Annotated in this window: 15 protein-coding genes; 7 read left to right on the top strand and 8 right to left on the bottom strand. The window is 73.4% G+C overall.

Features of this window, described 5'->3' with window-relative positions; genetic code table 11:
* Positions 1 to 38: 38 nt before the first annotated feature.
* Positions 39 to 1,940 carry a hypothetical protein gene (locus O7608_RS07080; protein WP_289209199.1) on the bottom strand — a complete coding sequence of 634 codons (1,902 nt, stop codon included), beginning with the start codon at positions 1,938 to 1,940 and terminating at the stop codon, positions 39 to 41.
* A 112-nt stretch (positions 1,941 to 2,052) separates the two neighbouring features.
* Between O7608_RS07080 and O7608_RS07075 the strand changes: the two genes are divergently transcribed.
* The 3 genes from O7608_RS07075 (at position 2,053) to O7608_RS07065 (ending at position 6,811) form a co-directional block, all read left to right on the top strand.
* On the top strand, positions 2,053 to 3,504 hold the full coding sequence (locus O7608_RS07075; protein ID WP_289209198.1) for a hypothetical protein: 1,452 nt from the start codon (positions 2,053 to 2,055) through the stop codon (positions 3,502 to 3,504).
* A 242-nt stretch (positions 3,505 to 3,746) separates the two neighbouring features.
* Positions 3,747 to 4,733 carry an anti-sigma factor RsbA family regulatory protein gene (locus O7608_RS07070; protein WP_289209197.1) on the top strand — a complete coding sequence of 329 codons (987 nt, stop codon included), beginning with the start codon at positions 3,747 to 3,749 and terminating at the stop codon, positions 4,731 to 4,733.
* Between the two features lie 221 nt (positions 4,734 to 4,954).
* A complete protein-coding gene (locus O7608_RS07065; RefSeq protein ID WP_289209196.1) occupies positions 4,955 to 6,811 on the top strand; it encodes a S8 family peptidase in 1,857 nt (618 codons plus the stop codon).
* 60 nt (positions 6,812 to 6,871) lie between these two features.
* Here the strand turns inward: O7608_RS07065 and O7608_RS07060 are convergent, their stop codons facing one another.
* Positions 6,872 to 7,546 (bottom strand): alpha/beta hydrolase, encoded by a 675-nt coding sequence (locus O7608_RS07060; protein WP_289209195.1) that lies wholly within the window; start codon positions 7,544 to 7,546, stop codon positions 6,872 to 6,874.
* Between the two features lie 227 nt (positions 7,547 to 7,773).
* Between O7608_RS07060 and O7608_RS07055 the strand changes: the two genes are divergently transcribed.
* Positions 7,774 to 8,391, top strand: a complete 618-nt coding sequence (locus O7608_RS07055) for a GNAT family N-acetyltransferase (protein ID WP_282224147.1) — start codon at positions 7,774 to 7,776, stop codon at positions 8,389 to 8,391.
* Between the two features lie 93 nt (positions 8,392 to 8,484).
* Positions 8,485 to 9,393 (top strand): AraC family transcriptional regulator, encoded by a 909-nt coding sequence (locus tag O7608_RS07050; protein WP_289209194.1) that lies wholly within the window; start codon positions 8,485 to 8,487, stop codon positions 9,391 to 9,393.
* On the opposite strand, the gene O7608_RS07045 is transcribed toward O7608_RS07050, so the two are convergent.
* Genes O7608_RS07045 through O7608_RS07035 form a run of 3 tightly spaced genes read right to left on the bottom strand, consistent with a single transcriptional unit; the run spans position 9,373 to position 11,683 of the window.
* Entirely contained in the window at positions 9,373 to 10,026 is a 654-nt protein-coding gene (locus O7608_RS07045; protein WP_289209193.1) for a hypothetical protein, read from the bottom strand. The genes O7608_RS07050 and O7608_RS07045 overlap by 21 nt on opposite strands.
* Before the next feature lie 53 nt (positions 10,027 to 10,079).
* Positions 10,080 to 11,261 carry a glycosyltransferase gene (locus tag O7608_RS07040; protein WP_289209192.1) on the bottom strand — a complete coding sequence of 394 codons (1,182 nt, stop codon included), beginning with the start codon at positions 11,259 to 11,261 and terminating at the stop codon, positions 10,080 to 10,082.
* Positions 11,258 to 11,683, bottom strand: coding sequence for a hypothetical protein (locus O7608_RS07035; RefSeq protein ID WP_289209191.1), 426 nt, complete (start codon positions 11,681 to 11,683; stop codon positions 11,258 to 11,260). Before O7608_RS07035 ends, O7608_RS07040 begins: the two co-directional genes overlap by 4 nt.
* A gap of 205 nt (positions 11,684 to 11,888) precedes the next feature.
* Between O7608_RS07035 and O7608_RS07030 the strand changes: the two genes are divergently transcribed.
* Complete coding sequence (locus O7608_RS07030; RefSeq protein ID WP_289209190.1) at positions 11,889 to 13,535, top strand: glycosyltransferase family 2 protein; 1,647 nt, start codon at positions 11,889 to 11,891, stop codon at positions 13,533 to 13,535.
* A gap of 17 nt (positions 13,536 to 13,552) precedes the next feature.
* Here the strand turns inward: O7608_RS07030 and O7608_RS07025 are convergent, their stop codons facing one another.
* Genes O7608_RS07025 through O7608_RS07015 form a run of 3 tightly spaced genes read right to left on the bottom strand, consistent with a single transcriptional unit; the run spans position 13,553 to position 20,222 of the window.
* Entirely contained in the window at positions 13,553 to 15,862 is a 2,310-nt protein-coding gene (locus O7608_RS07025) for a glycosyltransferase family 2 protein (RefSeq protein ID WP_289209189.1), read from the bottom strand.
* Positions 15,863 to 15,870: 8 nt separating this feature from the next.
* The gene (locus tag O7608_RS07020; protein WP_289209188.1) at positions 15,871 to 18,069 is read right to left on the bottom strand and encodes a bifunctional glycosyltransferase/CDP-glycerol:glycerophosphate glycerophosphotransferase; all 2,199 of its coding nucleotides are present in this window, start codon (positions 18,067 to 18,069) and stop codon (positions 15,871 to 15,873) included.
* Positions 18,066 to 20,222: a DUF5941 domain-containing protein gene (locus tag O7608_RS07015; RefSeq protein WP_289209187.1), complete on the bottom strand. Its 2,157-nt coding sequence runs from the start codon at positions 20,220 to 20,222 to the stop codon at positions 18,066 to 18,068. The genes O7608_RS07020 and O7608_RS07015 overlap by 4 nt, the downstream gene beginning before the upstream one ends.
* A gap of 390 nt (positions 20,223 to 20,612) precedes the next feature.
* Here O7608_RS07015 and O7608_RS07010 point away from each other — a divergent pair, with 390 nt between their 5' ends.
* The gene (locus O7608_RS07010; RefSeq protein WP_282224156.1) at positions 20,613 to 20,819 is read left to right on the top strand and encodes a PspC domain-containing protein; all 207 of its coding nucleotides are present in this window, start codon (positions 20,613 to 20,615) and stop codon (positions 20,817 to 20,819) included.
* The last annotated feature ends 8 nt before the right edge of the window (positions 20,820 to 20,827 follow it).

Raw genomic sequence — 20,827 nt, 5'->3', positions numbered from 1 at the left:
GCATTGTGACAGTGCGATTACCGATGATGCCGACGAGATTACCGAGCGGTTACTTCCGCAGGGTGGGGCACCGGGGCCGGGGCGGTGCCGAACTCCGCGTACCGGGGGACGCCGTCCCACTGCTGGCCGGAGCGGCGCAGGAAGTAGTCGAGCCCGGCGTCCCAGGTGTGCCCGGTCGCCCGCCGCTCGTACAGGTACCCGAGCGGATGGGTCCGGTAGATCAGCCCACCGGCGCGCAGCACCCGGTCCATCAGACCACGGTCCACCGACCGGGGCACCGGCCGCCAGCCGCCGACCGCCTCCAGGTCGCCCCGGGCCATCAGCATGGTGCCGCCGGCGACCGGAGCGCCGTACGTCTCCGGCGGTACGGCGGCCCGCCGTACCGTCACGCCCAACGTCTGCAGCACCACGAACTCGGCCGCCTTGCCGACCAGCATCGCGCCGGAGAACTCGCGGGCCAGCACCAGGTCCCAGACGTGCTCCGGGCCGTACACGTCGTCGTCGTCGACCTTGGTGACCAGACTCCCCCGGGCCCGTGCGGTCGCCGCCCCCATCACCTCACCGAAGCTCAACCCGTCCGGCGCACTGAAGATCTGAATCGGCCGGCCGCAGTCGGCCAGCTGCGACCGGACGTCCGCCGCCAGCTCGATGCCGTGCAGGCAGAGCACGATCTCCAGCTCCGGGTAGGTCTGCCCGGCGAGTTGGCGCACCACGTCCGGCAGGTACTCGGGCCGGCGGGTGACCAGCACCGCGCTCACCGACGGCGGGGCGGCCAACGCCGGGAACGTACCGCCGGTGACGTCGCCGGCGGCGAACGCCGCGCCGTGCCCGCGCAGCGCCGCCGACCGCTGCCGTACGCTGCGGATCTCCCACTCCAACGGGTCCGCGCCCACCCCGGGCAGCTCGGTACGCAGCACCTCGAGCAGCCCTTCGGCGAGCCGGTCGGCGACCGACGGCGGCAGCTGCGGCACCCGCAGCACCGCCCCGCCCGCCGCCACCTGCGCCAGCAGCGTCGCCTCCGCCGCCGGATCCGCCGCCGGCAGCTCGGAGCAGGTCAGCTGGGCGAACCGGCGGGTCGCGGCCAGCTGGTCGCCGGTCAGCGGCAGCGCGTCGAGACGGCCGGACGCGACCGCTGGCGCGTCGGCAGCACCGGACGGACGGATCCGCCATCGCAGCACCGGCTCGTTGGTCAGCAGTTCCAGCACCCCGGACGGTTCCTCCGGCCCGTACCGGCGGCCGCGCCCGATCGGGTTCGCCGCCGCCGCGTCGATCAGCACCAGCGGCTGCCGGTTCGTCACCCGGGCACCGGTCCCACCGGCCGTCACCGCCACCCCGACCAGGTCGGGCCCGGCGGTCAGCGCCGCCGCGTCCGGCGCGAGCACCACGTCGTACGCCCGGATCTCCGGGTTGACCGTCAGCTGGTCGACGACCGTGACGGTGCCGGCCGGCGCCTGCCAGGCAGGGACCGGGCCGACCACGGTGACGTCGGCGCTCGCCGGGCGCGGCAACGGCCGCACCGGCGCCAGCACCGCCCAGACCGCAGCCAGTACGTCGTGCAGCGCGACCGGCGCGGCCAGTTCGACGGTGACCCGCGCGGCACCGCCGCCGGCGGGCAGCTCCACCCGGTGCCCCCGGATGCCGGGCACCGGGCCGAGCCGGCCCGACCAGCCAGGCGTCGGCGGGCGCCAGCGACGCACCCGGACGGTGAGCCGACGCACCGGGGTACGGGCGGCCGGCGCGCTGAACAGCGTGCGCAGCGCGGCCAGCGATTCGGCGTCGACCAGCAGGTGACGCAGTGGGCCCGCCATCGCGGGCAACGCCCGTTCGGGGCCCTGTTCGGACAACCGGATCCGCCGCCACCAGCGGCGGGAGCCGACACCGCCGGCCCGCACCCGGTCCGCTTCCGTCAAGGAGGACTGCACCGCCGCCTGCTCCGTCACCCTGCTGCCACCCTGCCCTCGGATCAGATCCTGCGACGGGGGCCGACGCACGTCAGCGTCCGACCCACGTCACGCCAGAGGCTACCGGTCGGCGTTGCGGTACGCTGCACGCGTGTCCCAGCCCGGCGCCGTGTCCTCCGCTGCCTCACCACACAACGACTGGTCGCGGATCCGGCCCGCTGAGCCGGGGCAGTCGACGCCCCCCGCCCAGGTCACCGTCTGCGTGGTCGGCGGCGGCGACCCGAGCGCGGCCGCCCGGACCACGGCGGCGCTCGCGCAGCAGCGCCACCCCGCCGAGCTGCTGCAGGTCGTCACCTGCGCCGACGACAACGGATTCGTCGACCTGGTCGCGGCGGCCACGAGCGAGATCATCGTCCGGATCCCGGCCGGCGCGGTGCCCGGGCCGGATCTCGTCGGCGCCCTCGCCCGCTGGCCACAGGCCGACCCGGACGCGGTCGGCCTGGCCGTACCGGCGCGCTTCGGTGGCACCGTGCCGGAGCCGGAGATGGTCGCCGCGCACGCCAGCGCCGGCACCCTCGGGCAGCTCTTCGCCGGCAGCGCCGTCGACGCCGGGCTGACCCGTCGCCTCGAGGCGACCCATCAGCTGCGCACCGCCGACCACACCGCCTTCCTGACCGCCGCCGGCACCGCCTTCGCCTTCCACCGCAGCCGCTACCGGCCCGGCACCGATCCGTACCAGGGCGCCGACGTCGAGGTCGCCTACCGGCTGGCGCAGGCCGGTGCCGTGTTCGTGCCGGAGCCGACGGCCAGCCTGTGGACGCTCGTCCCGACCGATCCGGCCGGGGACGACCGGCAGGCCCGCGCCGCGCTGACCGATCTGCTGCCGTACCCGCGCCAGCACCGTGACCGGCCCGGTCGGACCTGGCAGGTGCCGCTGATCTGCGCCATGGTGCCGGTGGACCAGCCGTACGAGGTGGTTCGCGCCTGCGTCGACCGACTGCTGGCCAGCGACGAGCGGGACCTGCAGGTCGCCCTGGTCGCCGACTGGGCCGCCGCCGGGCCGACCGGGGGTGGCGACCAGCCTGACGACCTGCGGTTGCTGGCTGCCGAGTACCGCCACGAGCCACGGGTCCGGCTGGTCGACACCGCGCCGGCCAGCGCCTACCCGTCGCCGTACCTGCTGCGGGTGCCGGCCCGGCTGGGCGTCGGGCGCCGGACCGTGGGTGCGGTGACCGCCGCCATGGAGAAGTGGCGCTGCGGTCTGCTGCGGGTGCTGCCCGCCGGTGCCGGCTCCGCGACGTACGCCGTCGAACTGTGGTCCACCGCCGCCCGCTGCCGGGCCACCAACGCCGGGACGGCGGAGGATGCCCTGGTCGAGGCGGTCGCGGCAAGTCACGGTCAACGGTGGGAGACCGGCAGCGAGTTCGACGTCGTCGACCTGGCCACCGCCGGGCCCGGTGCCGCCGACGCCACCACGACGGCGGCCCCCCGACGGGCGGCGAAGACCGTACCCGTCGGTGGTGCCCGCAGCCTCGGCCGGGCCACCGTCTTCGTCGCCCGGCAGTACGCCCGTGGAGTGCGTCGACGGCTGGTGTCCCGCTGAGCGTGGCGCACCCGCGCACGTCCCGGAGACCGCCAGGCAAGACCAGGCAGCGCCGCTGGCCTGACCGGGCCGCCGGCCAGGCGGCGCCGCTGGCCTGACCGAGCCTCGATGGCCGGGTTTCCGCGAGCCCGTTACCGTGGGAGTGGGACGCCCCACGTGGGCGGTGACGTGCGACGGTCCGAAGGTGGTGGATCGATGGCCGGCAGCGGCAGGTCGAGCCGGATGACACCGGCGGGCCGGCCATGAGCACGACGGTCGACGCCCTGGACCCGGTCGACCGGCTCCGCCCGGGTTTCGACCACATCGGTCTGCTGTACGGCGACGAACAGGCGTACCTCACCACGGTCACCCGGTTCGCCCGCGACGCGGTCCGCGCGTCGGCCCCGCTGCTGATCGCCGTACCGTCGGAGAAGCTGGCGGCGCTGCGCGGCGCCCTGGGTGAGGACCCGGCGGTCGACACCGCCGAGGTCGACTTCGTCGACATGACGGTGGTCGGCCGTAATCCCGGCCGGATCATCCCCAAGGTGCTGCTCGCCTTCGCGCAGCGGTACCCGGACCGGCAGGTCTGGATCGTCGACGAGCCGGTCTGGTCGGGCCGCCACCCGGACGAGCACCCGGCCTGCATCGAGCACGAGATCCTGGTCAACGTGGCGTTCGCCGGTCGTCCGGCGGTGCTGCTGTGCCCGTACGACGCCCGGTCGCTGCCCGCCGAGGTGGTGGCCGACGCGCAGCGTACCCATCCGGTCGTGACCGACGGTGCCGGCCGCCGGCCGAGCGCCCGGTACCTGCCGCCGACCTCCGCGCTGCACCGGGTCCGCCGGCCGTTGCCGGCACCACCGGGGCGGGCGGCGACCATCGGGTTCGCCGACACCCCGGCCCTGGCCGGGGTCCGCCGGTTCGTCACCGGGCAGGCGCGCGCGGCCGGGCTCGACCGCGACCGGGTCGACGATCTCGCCCTGGCCGTCAACGAGCTCGCCACCAACACCGTGCGGCACACCGCAGCCGGCGGCCGGGTATGGCTGTGGGTCACCTCGGAGTCGGTGGTCTGCCAGGTCGAGGACTCCGGCCATCTGGCCGACCCGCTGGCCGGGCGGATTCCCCGGCCACCGGACCAGCCGGGCGGCCGGGGACTGCTGCTGGTGCACGACCTGTGCGATCTGGTCCGGGTGTACACCCGGCCCGGACGGACCACGGTCCGGGTGTACGTGGACCGACCGCCAGCCCGGTGAATCATGAAAACTTCTCGTTTCGCAGCCGGCGAACCGCAGCTCTTGCGACGGGTGAACCCGCTGGCCGGAGGTCCTTCCAGAGGTTCCATCCCGCCGACGGTATGAGCGATCCGGAATACATCTTTCAGTATCGACTCAGATTACTCTCAGCTAGATCGGCGTTCACTGATCCGCTGTGACCGTCAGCGGACGGACCCGCCGGTGGAATGGGAGGACGGGAGATGCATCTCCCCCACAGAGTCGTCATCGTCGGTGCCACCGCGCTGGCCATGGTGGCCGCTGCCGCCGTACCGGTCAGCGCGGCCCCACCGGAAGGCACCATCCGGCACGCCGGCGGCGCCACCGCCGTACCGGACAGCTACATCGTGGTGTTCAAGGACAGTGCCGTGGCCCCCGGGCAGGTCAGCGACACCGCGCAGGCCCTGGCCCGGCAGCACGGACGCACCGTGGCCCGCACCTACAGCGCGGCGCTGCGCGGCTTCGAGATCAGCGCGACCGCCCGTCAGGCCGCCCGGATCGCGGCCCACCCGTCGGTCGACTACGTCGAGCAGAACCACACCGTGACGCTCGCCGACACCCAGCTGAACCCGCCGTCGTGGGGCCTGGACCGCATCGACCAGCGCGCCCTGCCGTTGGACGACTCCTACACGTACCCGAACACCGCGTCGAACGTGCACGCATACATCATCGACACCGGAATCCGGTTCAGCCACAACGACTTCGGCGGCCGCGCGATCAGCGGGTTCGACGCCGTCGACGGCGGCTCCGCCGACGACTGCAACGGCCACGGCACGCACGTCGCGGGCACCGTCGGTGGCACCGCGTACGGCGTCGCCAAGGGCGCCACCCTGGTCGGCGTGCGGGTGCTCAACTGCTCCGGCAGCGGCACCAACGCCGGCGTCATCGGCGGCGTCGACTGGGTCACCGCCAACGCCGTGAAGCCGGCCGTGGCGAACATGAGCCTCGGTGGCGGCGCGAACACCTCGCTCGACACCGCCGTGCGCAACTCGATCAGTGCCGGCATCACCTACAGCCTGGCCGCCGGCAACAGCTCCGCGAACGCCTGCAACACGTCGCCGGCGCGGGTCACCGAGGCCATCACCGTCGGCTCCACCACCAGCACCGACGCCCGGTCCAGCTTCTCCAACTTCGGCACCTGCCTGGACATCTTCGCGCCCGGCTCGTCGATCACCGCGCCGTGGCACACCAGCAACACCGCCACCAACACCATCAGCGGTACGTCGATGGCCGCCCCGCACGTCGCCGGCGCGGCCGCCCTGGTCGCCTCCGCCAACCCCGGCTGGAGCCCGCAGCAGGTCCGCGACTACCTCTACGACAACGCCACCGTCGGCGCGGTCGGCAACCCGGGCAACGGATCGCCGAACCGGCTGCTGTACGTCGTCAACGACGGCACCCCGCCGGCGGACGACTTCGCCGTCTCGGTCACGCCGACCGCCGGCTCGACCGCCCCGGGCGGCACGGTGTCGGCGACGGTCGCGACCAGCACCACCTCCGGTACGCCGCAGTCGGTCAGCTTCTCGGCCAGCGGTCTGCCGAGCGGCGCGACGGCCAGCTTCAGCCCGGCCACCGTCACCTCCGGCGGCAGCGCCAGCCTCACCATCGCCACGTCGGGCGGCACCGCCCCCGGCAGCTACCCGGTGACCGTCACCGGCACCGGCACCTCGGCGACCCGGACCGCATCGTTCACCCTGACGGTGACCGGTTCCGGCGGCGGCTGCTCCGGCACCAACGGCACCGACGTGGCGCTGCCCGACCCCGGCACGGCGGCCAGCAGTATCGTGATCGCCGGCTGCGGGCGTAGCGCGTCGTCGTCGTCGAGCGTGGACGTCGACATCAAGCACACCTACCGGGGCGACCTGATCATCGACCTGATCGCGCCGGACGGCTCGTCGTACCGGCTGAAGAGCTGGGCGCTGTTCGACGGCACCGACAACGTGATCACCACGTACTCGGTGAACCTCTCCTCCGAGGCGGCCGACGGCACCTGGCAGTTGCGGGTCCGTGACGTCTTCAGCGGCGACACCGGCTACATCGACACCTGGACGCTGACGCTGTAACGCACCGTCCGGTCGGTGGGTGTGGTCGGTCGGCGACGGCCGGCCACACCCACCGCCACGTCACCTCAGATAGGCCGTCAACTGGTCGGCCAGCTCCCGTGGATGGGTCAGCGCCGCCAGATGTCCGCCATCGATCCCGTCCGGGACGATACCGAGCCGGTCGTCGACGAACCGACGGACGAACTCGGCCGGGAAGAACCGGTCGTCGCGGCAGAGCACGAACCGGGTCGGCACATCCGGCCAGGCCGGCAGCGGCCATGGTTGCCCGAACGGCGTACCGGACTGTGCCCGGTCGTGCCGCAGCACCTGCGCGGCCAACTCGTCCGGCACGCCGTCGAGAAACAGCGCGAGCACGTCCTCGCCCGCCGGCCGCCCGTCCCGTACGGCCTGGGCGGCCAGCGCGGCGGCGTGCCCGGTGTTCGCCCACCAGTCGCCGCCGGTCTCGCCCGGCACCGGCACCATCGCCGTCAGCAGGACCAGCAGACGGACCGGCAGCCGGTCGGCGACCAGCGGGGCGGTGAATCCCGCGAGCGAATGCGCGACCAGCACGACATCGGTGCGGCCGCCGATCGCCGTCACCACCGCGTCGGCGTACTCGGCCCAGCCGGCCCCGTCGTCCTCGCACGGCAGATCGACCGGCACCGCCTCGTGGCCCCGCCGCCGCAGTTCGTCGACGAGCCGGTGCCAGTACCAGGGGTCGGTGCCGCCGCCGGGAATCAGAACGAACGTGGCCACAACTGCCCCCTCCGCGCGCGCCTTCCTCGACGGTCGCGCCGATTACATCAGGCAGCGGTGACATTCTGGGCGTCTCGGCAGCGTCACGCTGCCGAAAGCCGCCACTGTCGGGCATCTGACCAGCGGGTTCGTGCTCCGGTCCGGCGCTGTGTGCGTCTAGCGGGTACCTCGGCCACCAGCCGTGGCCCGCTGTGCACCGCGTACCGCCCGACCGGCAGGAGCCCACGATGACCGCGATCCATCCCGCCGCCGTGACGATCCGTACCGCTGGGATGGACGACATCCCGCAGGCCGCGACCCTGCTCACCGAGGCGTTCCTGATCGCCCCGGTGTCGCAGTGGCTGATCGGTGACCTCGACGCACGGGCCGACGTCTTCCGGACCCTGTTCACCCTCGAACTCGACCACGCGATCCGGTCCGGCGGCGCGGTGCACGTCGCCGGCCAGTTCAGCGGCGTCGCCGTCTGGCATCCCCGGGGCCGACGGATCGCCACCGATCCGGAGACGGTCAGCGAACACGAGTTGCGCCTGCTGAGCGCCGCCGGGCGCTGGCAGCCGCGGTTCGCCGCCCTCGCCCGGATGCTGTCGGCGCACCACCCGTGGCAGCCGCACTGGCATCTGGCGTACCTGGCGGTGGCACCCTGGCGTCAGGGCGGCGGCCTGGGCAGCGCGCTGCTGCGCCACCACCACCGCCATCTCGACGGTCACGGCACGCCGGGCTACCTGGAGGCGACCACGCCGCGCAACCGGGACCTGTATCTGCGGCACGGCTACCGGGCACACGGGCCGATGCGCCTGCCCGACGGCCCACCGATCTGGCCGATGTGGCGGGAGCCGCGCCAGTAGCTCGACGGTCCCGAGCCGTGATCGGATCGGACCGCAGATGTCGGGCGCGAGCCAGGGGTGGTCGACCAGGCTGGTCGGTGAAGGGAGGCCATCGTGATCTCGGCACTCAATCACCTCGTCGACCTGGTCGAAGCACACCTCGCCGACCCGGTCGAGGCACACCTCGTCGGGGAACCTCCGATCGGGGAGTTCGACGTCGAGTCGGTGGCGGGCAGGCACGGCACGACCGGGTACCACCTGCGCCGGATGTTCTCGTCGTTGGCCGGAATGCCGCTGTCGGAGTACGTACGCCGGCGGCGGATGACCGTGGCGGCCGCCGCCGTGGTCCGGGGCGAGGACGACCTGCTGACCATCGCCGTCCGCTCCGGGTACGGCTCGACCGAGGCGTTCGGGCGGGCGTTCCGGGCGGTCCACGGTGCCGGTCCAGGTGAGGTACGCCGTGACGGTGGCCCCCTTCGCAGCCAACCACAGCTCAGGTTCCGCCTGACCGTCGAAGGGAACACCCGCATGGACACCCGCATCGTCGACCGCCCCGCGTTCACGCTGGTCGGCCACGCCACCCGGGTCCCGCTGATCCACCACGGCGTGAATCCGCACATCCAGCAGCACATCGCCGCTCTGCCGGCGGCGGAGCATCAGCGGCTGAAGACCCTCAGTGACACCGAGCCGGCCGGCATCCTGCAGGTCAGCGACGACCTGGCGCCGGACGACCCCGAGGGCAGCGAGTTGACCTACCTGCACGGGGTCGCCATCGCGGCGACCGGGACCGCCCCCGACGACCTCGATGTGATCGAGGTGCCGGCCGGCAGGTGGGCGGTCTTCCGTACCGCCGGACCGTACCCGCAGGCGCTGCAGGCCACCTGGGCGGCGACCGCCGCCGAATGGTTCCCGTCGAACCCGTGGCGGCTGCGGCCCGGCCCGTCGATCGTCGCCGTCGTCGAGCGGGCGGCCGATTTCAGCACCGCGACCTGCGAGCTGTGGCTACCCGTCGAGCCCGGCTGACGTCGCGGCCGGCGGCGGGGCGGGCTCGCTGGCGGGACGCTCGGTCGGCCGCCCGACCGGCTGTCCGGCGAGACGCTCGGCCGGCTCGCCGACAGGGTCGGCTCGGCGACCGCGCGTCAGCAGCCGGAACGCCAGCATCGGCAGCAGATGCAGGACGACGGCGACCGCGCCGGCCAGCGCCGCGACCTGGCCGGGGGCGAGCCCCGCCAGTGCCAGCACCACCGCCGCGAGCGCCCCGGTCCGCGCCGCGTTGCCGGCCAGGCGCAGCAGCAGTCGCGATCGGCTCAGGACTTCGGGGTCCGCCGACTCGGTAGCGGCCCGCCGGTGCGACATCAGCGCAGACACGGCGGCCCACAGCGCGATCAAGGTGGCGATCTGCAGCGCCCAACCGGCGGTCGCGCCGACGCTGGCCGCATCGGTCAGCGTCGGCGCGGCCACGGTCGCGGCAGCGAGGACGCCGAAGGCCGGCGGCCAGGTGAAGACGTACGCGAGCAGCACCGACCGGATGATCGTGGTCCGCAACCGTTCGCGGGCCTGCAGCGGCTCGATCTGCCCGGCGATGCCGGTCAGCACCTCGGCGGGTGCCCACACCAGCTGACGGTCCGGGCGGCGGTCCGACGCAGGGCTCGACATGCGGCCAGGGTAGCGCGCCGGCACCATCGACGATGGACCAAGAACGGCGCAGGTCAGGTCGTCGGGTCCAGGTGGCGGCGCAGTTCGGTGGCGAGCAGGTCGCTGACCTGTGCCGGGGCGAGCGGTCCGAGGTGGTCGCGCAGCGCCGTACGGACCGTGTCGGCGGCCGCCCAGCCGCTCCCGGTCGCCTCGGTGATCACCTCGGCAGCCTTGTCGGGGTCGGCGAGGTCGAACCGGCGCAGCGCGGCGTCGGGCATCAACCCGCCGACGGTGGTGCCGGTCGAGACGAACGCCGGCAACCCGAACCCGGCCGTCAGAGCCAACGCCCCGGAGTTCAGCGACGACCGGTACGGGTAGACGGCGGCGTCCGCCGCGCGCAGGAAGTACTGCACGTCGGAGTCGGGGGCGAAGCCGGGGTGGAAGACGACCGCCGGGTGTTCGGCGGCGCGGCGCATGAACTCGGGCCCGCCGGTCTCCTCCCGGACCTTGCCGGCGACCAGCCAGCGCAGTCGCGGGTCGTGGCGGGTCGCGACGTCGAGCACGTCGAGGAAGTCGGTGTGTCCCTTGTACGGTCGGACCTGGCCGAAGGTGACCAGTAGCCGGGCACCGAGCGGGATCCCCAGGTGGCTGCGGGCCGTCGCCCGGTCCACCCAGTCCGGGTACGCCCCGACGAAGGTCGGGTGCCGGGCGACGACCACCTGCCGGGGCGAGGTGCCGAACGCCTCCTGCAGGATCTCCAGGTGGCTGTCGTGCATCAGGTGGACGACGTCGGCGGCGGCCAGCATCACCTGCCGCAGCCGGGTCTCGGTCTGCCGGTGCACGGTTTCGTGCGGCAGCAGATTGTGCACCGTCCAGACCAGCCGTACGCCGTCGGCCCGTAGCGCGTCCAGTGTGGCCGCGAAGGCGTCGACGGCGGCCTCGGCCCGCGCGGTGGTGGTGCAACCGGCGGTGACGTCGTACAGCCAGTGGACGTGCAGCACCCGGGTGACGCCGTCCGGCAGCGCGGGCAACAGGCGGTCGAGCTGGTCGAGGCGCCGGATCCGGATCGGCACCAGGTTGTGCCGGGGGAACCGGCTGTAGATCAACGACTGGTACGGGTTGGCCGAGTCGACCGGCCAGTGCAGCCAGGCGATCGGCGGGCGGGCGCGGTCCGCCCAGTCGGCGGCGGCGAGGGCGGACAACGCATCGTCGACGAGGTGGCCGGCGGAGGTGCCCCGACGCCAGGGAACGATCACGGTTGACCACCGTACCGGGCACCGATACCGGCGGCGACCGCCCGGGCGACCGGGGCGCTGGCGGCGTCCGCCGCGTGCACGGCGCTGACCCGGCGGTCGGCCGCGAGCCGGGTCAGTACGCCGGTGGTGAGCTGGTCGACGAGGGCGGGCGGCAGCTCCGCCCAGGCGGCCCGCCAGTACGCCAGCGGCTCACCCTCGTCACCGACGGTGACCTGCAGCGGTGCTGCCGCATCCGGCCGCCGTACGGTCAGCCGGGTGGCCGCCTGGTCGGCGATGGGCGGTTCTCCCTGGTCCGTCGGATCCGCTGGGCGGTGACCTACCGCCGGTGCCGGTGCCCCGGCGCCGATCAGTCGCGCCGCACGCTGTTCACCCTCATTGGCAACGCCTCGCTGCACCATGCGCAGCAACACCGCGTTCACCATCGCCCGATCACCCTTGTCGTTGGCAATCTTGGCGAGTATCCGAATCTCGTTCGGGGTAATGTTCGGGCTGTACAGTAGCGCCGCTGGTTGCATGATCCGCGCCCGGGAGCGACGAAGCACATTCCTGACCGGACGCAGCAGGCGACGTACCCTAGGCAAATAGGTCACTGATCCAGATTACCCAGTCGTGACACGAGGTGAGCGCGTGCCATCCCCGACGGTCAGCGTCGTCGTGCCGGTCTACAACACCGAGAAGTGGCTCGAAGAGGCACTCGACTCGATCGAACGACAGCCCGCCCGGGACGACATCGAGGTAGTCGTCATCGACGATGGCTCCACCGACGGTTCGGCCGACATCGCCCGCCGGTACGCCGACCGGGCCACCGGGGTGCGCTACGTCCGCCAGGACAACGCCGGCCTCGGCGCGGCCCGCAATCACGGGGTACGCCTTGCCACCGGCCGCTACCTGGCCTTTCTTGACTCCGACGACCTCTACCCGGACGGGGCGCTGAGCTACCTCGTCGAGCTCGCCGACCGCCAGCAGGCGGCGGTGGCCGTCGGTGACATGCAGGGGCTGCCGCCCCGGCCCAACCCGGCGTGGCGCCGGGAGCTGCTCGTCGGGGAACGGGTCGTGGAGCGGATCGCCCAGGCACCCGGCCTGGTCGGCAACCCGTCGGCGTGCAACAAGGTCTTCCGGCGTGACCTGGTCGACTCGACCGGTGTCCGGTTCACCGAGAACACCGCCTTCGAAGACGTGCTGTTCACCGTACCGCTGCTGGCCCGTTCCCCACGGACGGCGCTGACCCCCCGGCTGAGCTATCTGTACCGGCAACGCGGGGACAACTCCTCACTGATGGACACCCGCAGTCAACCGCTACGGATCATGCAACACGTCGCCATCGTCGAGCAGCTCGCCGACGAGTGCCGCGATCTGCCGTCCGACGACCGCGACGCGGTGTACCGGTGGATCGCCTACATGCAGTTGCACTATGCGTGGCGGGCCGCGAACGGCTGTGACGACGAGCAGCTCGACGAATTCGCGGTCCGGATGCACACCCTGTTCAAGGACATCCCGGTGCGGCTGGCGACCGAATTCGTCAGCAACGCCGGCGCCGGGCTGCGCGCCGCCGCGATCTACGAACAGGATCCGGCGACCATCCGGGAGCCCCGGTCCGCGCTGCCACTGCGGGTGTACGCCGGGCAGGCCTACCTCGGGCACACCGACTTCGACGCCTACCGCGACCTGCTGCTCATCCGGGAGATCACCGCGACCCTGCACCGGATGCGCGGTAGCGGGCCGGCCATCGCGCTCGAAGGCAGTGTCCGCGCCAAGGGTATCGACGGCGAACCCGGTCAGGTCCGCCACGACCTGCTGGTGGAGATCGGCGACGGGCTGGCCCGGCAGCCGGTCACGGTGCTCCGGCGGACCGGCAACGACCTGCGCTGGTCCTGCACGATCCCGGTCGACCAGCTGCCCGCTGGGCGCTACGACGTGCGGGTCGTGGTGCGCGACAACGACCGGGAGTACGCCGTACCGCCGGGTCCTCAGCAGGGCGGCCGGGGCACCCGCGGCACCCGACCGACACGCATCGGCGACCGGGTCGGCTGGCTGACCCCGGGGCCGGACGGCGCACGGTTGATCATCACCGACACGGCCGGTGCCGTGGCCCGCAGCCCGCAGTGGCTGTCCCAGATGGGTGCCCGGCAGGGCCGGTCGTTGTGGGGCCGGGCGTGGGGCACCGCCCGCCGTACCGCCCGCAACCGGCTGCGGCCGACCCCGCCAGCCGCAGCACCGTCGTCGACCGCACCGCCGGCGTCGCCGCCGGCAGCGTCGCCGCCGCCGGCGGGCTGATCAGGCCGGCCCTGGCCTCAGTTCGCCACCAGCGCCACCCGGTACAGCCGCTCCGGCTCCAACCGCAACCGGGGCAGCCCCGCCGGCCCCACCTGACCCGCCCCGTCCCGGATCCGCAGCGACATCGACAGCTCATGGACCCGGTCGTCGTCCGCCGGCCGGTAGCCGAACCACCAGCGCCCCGGCTCCGGCCGATCGGGGCCGTCCGCCGGTATCCGCACCAGCCAACCTTCGTCGACGGCTTCGACCGGCAGCTCCCGGTCCGCCGGGGCCGCCGGGTCCCGCAGGTCGTCGGCGTGGCGCAGCACCACCGACGACGGCGCCGCACCGACCGGACAGGCACCGCCCAGGGTGACTCCGGCCTCCTCGACGGTGGCCCAGGTCGCCAGTGGCCCGGCCGGTAGCACCCGGATCGACAGCTGCCCCTGGTCGGCCGACTCGGCCAGCAGCCCCGGCCCGCCGGGCAGCGGACGCAGCTCGGTGAAGTCGGCGCCGACCGGCAACCCGTGCCCGGCGGAGGCGTCGGCACCGCCGTCGACGTCCCAGCCGACCAGCCAGCCGGCCACCGGGTCGCCGACCGCCGCCGGTCGCGCGGACACCGGACCGGTCACCAGGTCGCCGAGCGGGATCCGGCAGCTGAACCCGGTGCCGCCCGACGAGGACCCGACGGTGCCGTCGGGCCGGCTCGGATAACGGCGGGCCACGATCATCGGGGTCCGGGCCAGGGTCAACGCCGACGGCACCGGAGCACCCGCGACGGCCGTACCGCTGATCACCAGATCGTCGCCGACCAGCCGGGCCGCCGTCGCCCACACCGAGGGATGTTCCACCCTCAGCCGCAGCGCTCCGTCGTGCAGCAGCGGCACCACCCGTACCCCTGGTCCCACCCAGACCGCCGGCAACGCCGGCACCACCTCGCCGACCTTGACCGGCCCGCTCTCCGGGCCGCCTGCCACGTCGACCAGGCCCGCCATCACCAGCCAGGTCCCCGGCGGCCAGCCGGCGGCGGAGCGCAGTGCCGTCACCGGCAACGACGTGGCGAACCCGGACCAGGCCGGCAGGTCGCCCGTCGCCGGGTCCGCCGCGACGGACCGGCGACGCAACAGCCGCGACCGGGTCGGCGCCGGCCCGAACCGGCGGCGGCGGCCCTGCTCACTCAGCCACAGGGCGCGCAGCTGCGGCCCCGGCGGTGTGTCCGGTTCCGCCGGAGTCCGCAGCGCGTATCCGGCGATCCGCAGCTGCCCGCCCGAGAAGGAGATCGCCCGTAGCGCCGTACGCAGCCGGGGCGTCGGGCGGTACAGCGCCGCCGGGACGCCGTCGACCCTCGGCGGTACGCCACCGGACCGGGTCGCGTCGACCACGCGCAGCAGCTCCGGCAGCCGGCCGTCGCGGGCCAGCCGCCACGCCACCCGCAACCGGGGATCGAGCCGGTCCGGCACCGCCGGATCCACCTCGGCGAGGAACTCCGCCGCCAGCTCGCAGAACCGCCGCCGGTACGTCCCGTCCGGCACCTGGGGCAGCAGGTGCAGGAACATCCGCAGGTCGCTGCGCAGGGCGGTGGCGTCGTAGTGGTTCTTCAACGACCGGTCACCGATCCCGGCCAGTGACCGGCTGGCGCTGCGTACCGCCGCGAAGCGGTCCACCAGGTTGGCGACCTCGGCCTGCCGCTGGCTGATCGACTCTTCGGCACCCGCCTCGCGCTGCCGCCAGTGGTAGACCACCGTGGGCAGCACGTCGATCGACTCGGCCAGCGCGTACGCCGGGATCGTCACCGGAATGTCCTCGTAGCGCACCCCTTCGGGAAACCACAGGTCGTGACCGGTCCAGAAGTCCCGCCGGAACACCTTGTTGCAGGCCAGCCGGTCGTAGACGAGGTTGCGGCGACGGCGCAGCCGGGTGCCGAGCCAGGTCTGCCGATGGGTGCCGCGGTGCAGCGGCGACTGCCACAGCCCACGGGAGTTGAACAACGCCACGTTGCCGGAGGCGATCTGCGAACCGGTCGACTCCACCGCACCGACCAGCACTTCGAAGGCGTACGGCGGCAGCACGTCGTCGCTGTCGACGAACGCCAGGTAGTCGCCGGTGGCCGCGCGGATACCGGTGTTGCGGGCCGCGCCGAGGCCCTGGTTCGACTGACGGATCAGCTGGAACCGGGTATCGGCGGCGACCCGGGCGGCCGCGATGTCGCCGCTGTCGTCGGTCGACCCGTCGTCGACCAGGACGACCTGGACGTCGGGGTGGGTCTGCGCAGCCAGCGAATCAAGACATTCGGTCAGGTAGCGGGCCACGTTGTAGATCGGAACGACGACGCTGAGCAGGGCACCCATCGGGCGGTTCAGCCCTGCTCCCCGAGCAACGCCCGGCGGACCACCCGCTCGGCCGCGTGCCCGTCGTCGAGATGGCAGAACCGGGCGCGGAACTGGGTCCGGGCCTTGACCGCGGCGTCGTCGCCGACCGCACCGGTACGGAAGACGTCGAGCAGGTGCCCGAAGGTGGTGGCGACGGCGCCCGGCGGCTCGGCGGTGATGTCGAAGTAGACGCCACGGGCCATCGCGTACGCCTCGGCGTCCGGCGCGTAGATCACGATCGGCCGGTCCAGGACCGCGTAGTCGAACATCGCCGAAGAATAGTCGGTGACGAGTACGTCGGCCGCGAGGTACAGGTCCTCGACGACCGGATGGCTGGACATGTCCCGGATCCGGCCGCTGGCCGGGGCATCCGGGGCCCGGCCGGTGCGCTGCCGGTCGTGGAAGTAGTGGCTGCGGATGAGCAGCCAGGCGTCCGGGCCGAGCACTTCGGCCAGGGCGTCGGCGTCGAAGTCGGGCTGCCAGCCGGGCTGGTGTTCCCGGTGGGTCGGCAGGTAGAGCACGACCCGCTCGTCGGGGCCGATACCGAGCGCCGCGCGGGCCGCCGCCACGTCGGCGTCGGTGGCCAGCGCCAGCCGGTCGTTACGCGGGTAGCCGGTGTCGAGCGAGACGAAGTCGCCCGGGTAGGCCCGCTCCCACATCTGGGTGGAGAAGTGGTTCGCGCTGACGCTGAAGTCCCACCGGTCGATGCGGCGCAGCAGATGGGGGAAGTTCATCGACGCGGCGCCGACCGGGTGCCGCTGCTGGTCGAGCCCCATCACCTTGACCGGAGTGCCATGGTGGGTCTGGATGTGCACTGATCCGGGCCGTTTACGCACGTAGTCGGGGAAGTTCACGTTGTTGATCAGCCACTTGGCACGGGCCAGCGCCCGGTAGTAGCGCCAGGTGCCGGCGACGACGTACGGCACGCCGGCCGGCATGCTGGCGGCCCGGTCCCGGCGGACCACCCAGACCCCGTTGACGTGTGGGGCCAGCTCGGCCGCCTTGGCGTGGATCGCGGCCGGGTTGCAGCTGTAGCCGCGGTACCAGTAAGCGGCGTACAGCGCCATCGACTGGTCCATCGGCAGGCGCAGCTGGATCCGGTAGTAGCCGAGCAGCGCGGTCCGCCGGCCGGTGCGGGCCAGTTCGCGCAGACCGCGCTTGACCGGACGACCGATCCGCTTGACCGTGGAGATCGCCTTCTTGCGGGCGCGTTGGACGACCCGCAGCGCGGCGAAGGTCCGCCAGCGGTTGGCGGCGAGCAGCCGACGCTTGAGCCCTTCGACACCGCCGGGCACCGGGTACCCGCCGGGCGGGAGCCGACGCTGGTAGTCGGCGTGGGCGCGGGCGAAGAACTGCTGGTGCAGCTGCGGGGGCAGCCGGCCACTGTGGCCGAGCACCATCAGGTAGTGCGAGATCATCAGAGCGAACAACTGCGGCCGTACGGCGTCGACCTGCGGCCCGCGCTGGTCCAGCCAGTCGAAGGTGTGTCCCCAGTGGTCGAACATCTCGAAGTGCCGGGGGCTGCGGGTCCGGGTGATCGCACCGGTACGCCGTTGCCGGTAGTTGACGCACACCCGGTCGAGTACGGTGACCCGCTCGGCGGCGACCAGCAGCGGGAAGGTGAACGAGACGTCCTCGTACCAGCCGTCGGCGAACCGCAGCCCCAGGTCCACCAGGAACTCTCGCCGGGTGACCTTGTTCCAGGCGGTGTGCAGCACCTTGAGCGTCTCGGGCCGGGTCCGTACGTCGAACACCTCGGCACCGGGTGACGTGGGGAACGCCTGCCGCAGCGCACTGGCCGATTCGTGGAAGTTCCAGAACACCCTCGCGTGGTCGACGATCAGCACGTCCGGGGTGGTGTCGCGGAGCCGGTTGGCGACCGCGCGCAGCGATCCGTCGGTCAGCCAGTCGTCGCTGTCGAGGAACCAGACGTACTCACCGGTCGCCACGTCCAGCCCGGCGTTGCGGGCACCGCCGAGCCCGGCGTTGACCGGCAGGGACAGCACCCGCAGCCGGGGGTCGCGGGCGGCGTACTCGGCGAGGATCTGCCCGGAGCTGTCCGGGGAGCAGTCGTCGACCGCGATCACCTCGACGTCGGTGAACGACTGGTCGAGGATCGAGTCGAGGCATTCCCGCAGGTAACCCTGCACCTTGTAGACCGGCACAACGATGCTGAGCAATGTCATCCGAGGTCACCTGTGGTCGGGCCGGCGGGGCGGCCGGCGGAGCTGAGGGGTGCTGCCGGGTCGACCGGCAAGTCGGTGGGGCGGCGGGGAGCCGGCACCGACACCCCGGCCGACGGCCGGTGGTCGGGGTGCGCCGGTGTCGGCCGGTGGTCGAGTACTGCGGTGGCCACGAAGTGCACCGCCAGGTAGCCGGCGAGCGCGCCGGTGGCGCCGGTGGCCAGGGTCGTCGGGGCGGCCGCGCCCGACCCGGTGGCGGCGGCCAGAGTCGCCCCGGCGCTGGTCAGCGTGATCAGCAGGACCCGGCTGTCCCAGCCGAGGCTCCACCGGTGCAGCGGCGGCGCACCGAGCCGCTTCTCCAGCCGCGCGGTCAGGTCGTAGTGCCCCAGGGCGAGGACGAACAGCAGTCCGTAGGTGACGAGCGCAGGCACGTCGGCGACCGCGCCGGCGGCGACGACGATCAGGAACTCGACGGCCCGCAGTCCGGCCGGCACCAACCAGTCCAGCGACCCCACGGCCGGCCGGGCCGCACTGGCGATCCCCGCCACCAGCGCCGCACCCGCACCTACCAGCAGCGCCGCGGCACTGAGCCCGCCGGCGACGCCGAACGCCGGCAGCAGCAGCGCCGCGGTGGCCGCGGCCACCGCGGCGCCGACGAGCGGCAACTGGCCGGACCCGGCGACGACCACCGCACCGACCCGGTGGGCGAGCAGCCGGGTGAGCGGTCCGTCGTCGCGGTACCGGGCGGTGTCGACCGCCGCGAGGACCGGAACCCGCATGGACCGTGACCGCAGCGACCGCAGCGCCAGCGTGTAGCAGAACGCGAGCACCCCCCAGCCGAGCACGGCGAGCAGGGCGGCCCGTTGGCCGAGGACGGCGGCGGTGACGGCGATCAACGCCCACCGCTCGCCGATCGGGAAGACCACCGTGCGCTTCGCCCAGTAGACCGGTGACCCGGGGGCGGCCAGGACCCGGTCGGAGACCTGGCTGAGCCGGCTGCCGACGCCCGCCGCCGCGCCCGAGTCGGCCGACGCCACCGGGATGCGGCGGGCGGCCTCGTCGTGCAGCGCCCCGTACCAGGCGTCGGTCATGTGCCGGACGGTCTGCAACACGATCGCGGCGGTGGCCAGCAGCCAGCCGTCGGCGGCACCGGACAGCTGCACGCCGGCACCCAGTCCGGCGTACACCAGGTATTCCTTGCCCCGGTCGGCGATGGTGTCGAGCCAGCCGCCGAAGGCGCTGTACCGCCCGGTGTAGCGGGCGAGCTGACCGTCGACGCAGTCGAGGACGAAGCCCAGGTAGAGCAGGACCGCGCCGAGCAGCAGCACCGGCGGCCGGTCACCGACCGCGAACAGCAGCGCGGCCGCGCCGGCGAACAGCACCGAGATGGCGGTGACCCCGCTCGGACTCAGCCCGAGCCGCGCCGCACCCCTGGTGACCAGCGGCGACCAACTGCTGACGCAGTACGTGGCGAACAGGTCGTCGTGTTCCTTGACCGCCAGCCGCAGCCGGGCCCGGTCCGGGTCGACGGCCCGCACCTGCGCCTCGGCAGCGGCCACCCCGGCCTGGTCGGCGACCCGGACGGCGACCAGTTGGCGCAGCGGGTACGCGCCGACGGTGGTGCCGGCGGCCATCAGCTCGGCGAGGATCGCGTCGAGCGGTTGGCGGGTAGCGTCGCCGGGACGGTCGGCGACCCGGCGGGCGGCGGTGGCCAACGCCGGCAGATCGCCGACGCCGACCCGCAGCACCCCGCCGAAGACCGGCCCGCCGACGGCCGTACCGGCCGGGGCGGCACCGTCGGCGGTCGGTGCCGGGGCGACGACGAGGTTCCCGCGCCGGGCCCCGACCGCGAGGGCACCGGTGCCCTCGGCGGCGGGCAGCAGCAACGCTCGCGTGATGCCTGCCGGGCCCGAGTCGAGCAGGCGGAACAGCTCGGTGTGGGCGACCACGTCGGCGGCGCACAGCAGCACCGGCCCGGTCGCCTGCTCGGCAAGGTCCGCCAGCTGGGCCGGCCCGGCGGTGCGCACCTCGTCGGCACCGGTTTCGGCGAGCTGGGCCCGGATCCGATCGGGCAGGGTCAGCCCGCCCGCGCTCAGCAGTCCGCCCTGGTCCGCGGCGGGGGCTCGGGTGGCCGGGGTGAGGATCGCCAGTGTCACATCCGCGCTTCCGTCGTACGAGCCGGGAGCGACCGGGCGCTCCGAGGGGTGGCGTCGCCCAGCGGCGGCCCGTGACGACACCACCTGTCCGACGGTTGGGGACACCGCCGGGCGGACGACGCGGGCAAGGTTAGCAGTCGGTGAACAAGGCGGGTAGCGCACACATCCGGCAGGTGACGCGGACGGGAGCCGACCCGATCGACCGGCTGCGATGATCTTGATCGGATCAGGGTAGGACCCGTACGGGAGGCACCGTCGCCGATCCGTCGCAGGACTGATGGAGCCGGGCGACGGCGCCCCTACCGTTGAAGATGGCTGGCGGTCACGACCGTGACGACAGCCGTCGGCAGCCGACAGGGCAGCCGAGACTAGTGGACAAGGAGCGTGGCGATGAGCCGCAAACTGGTACGACCCCGCGACGGACGGATGATCGCCGGTGTCTGCGCCGGCCTGGGCCGGCGGTTCGGCATCTCGGCCGGGATGGTCCGGTTGCTGTTCCTGCTCTCCCTACTGCTGCCCGGCACCCAGGTGATCATCTACCTGGCGCTCTGGATCATCATGCCGAACGAGGACCGGTACCTCGCCACCTCGCACTGACCATGGTC

Source organism: Solwaraspora sp. WMMA2056, assembly GCF_030345095.1.
Classification (GTDB): domain Bacteria; phylum Actinomycetota; class Actinomycetes; order Mycobacteriales; family Micromonosporaceae; genus Micromonospora_E.
This window is presented reverse-complemented; position numbering and strand designations above follow the sequence as displayed.

Bases quoted from the DNA above. Each gene is read 5' to 3' on its own strand.
- O7608_RS07025 (WP_289209189.1), bottom strand. From the start codon at position 15,862: ATGGGTGCCCTGCTCAGCGTCGTCGTTCCGATCTACAACGTGGCCCGC.
- O7608_RS07045 (WP_289209193.1), bottom strand. From the start codon at position 10,026: ATGTCGAGCCCTGCGTCGGACCGCCGCCCGGACCGTCAGCTGGTGTGG.
- O7608_RS07070 (WP_289209197.1), top strand. From the start codon at position 3,747: ATGAGCACGACGGTCGACGCCCTGGACCCGGTCGACCGGCTCCGCCCG.
- O7608_RS07055 (WP_282224147.1), top strand. From the start codon at position 7,774: ATGACCGCGATCCATCCCGCCGCCGTGACGATCCGTACCGCTGGGATG.
- O7608_RS07020 (WP_289209188.1), bottom strand. From the start codon at position 18,069: ATGACATTGCTCAGCATCGTTGTGCCGGTCTACAAGGTGCAGGGTTAC.
- O7608_RS07035 (WP_289209191.1), bottom strand. From the start codon at position 11,683: ATGGTGAACGCGGTGTTGCTGCGCATGGTGCAGCGAGGCGTTGCCAAT.
- O7608_RS07010 (WP_282224156.1), top strand. From the start codon at position 20,613: ATGAGCCGCAAACTGGTACGACCCCGCGACGGACGGATGATCGCCGGT.
- O7608_RS07065 (WP_289209196.1), top strand. From the start codon at position 4,955: ATGCATCTCCCCCACAGAGTCGTCATCGTCGGTGCCACCGCGCTGGCC.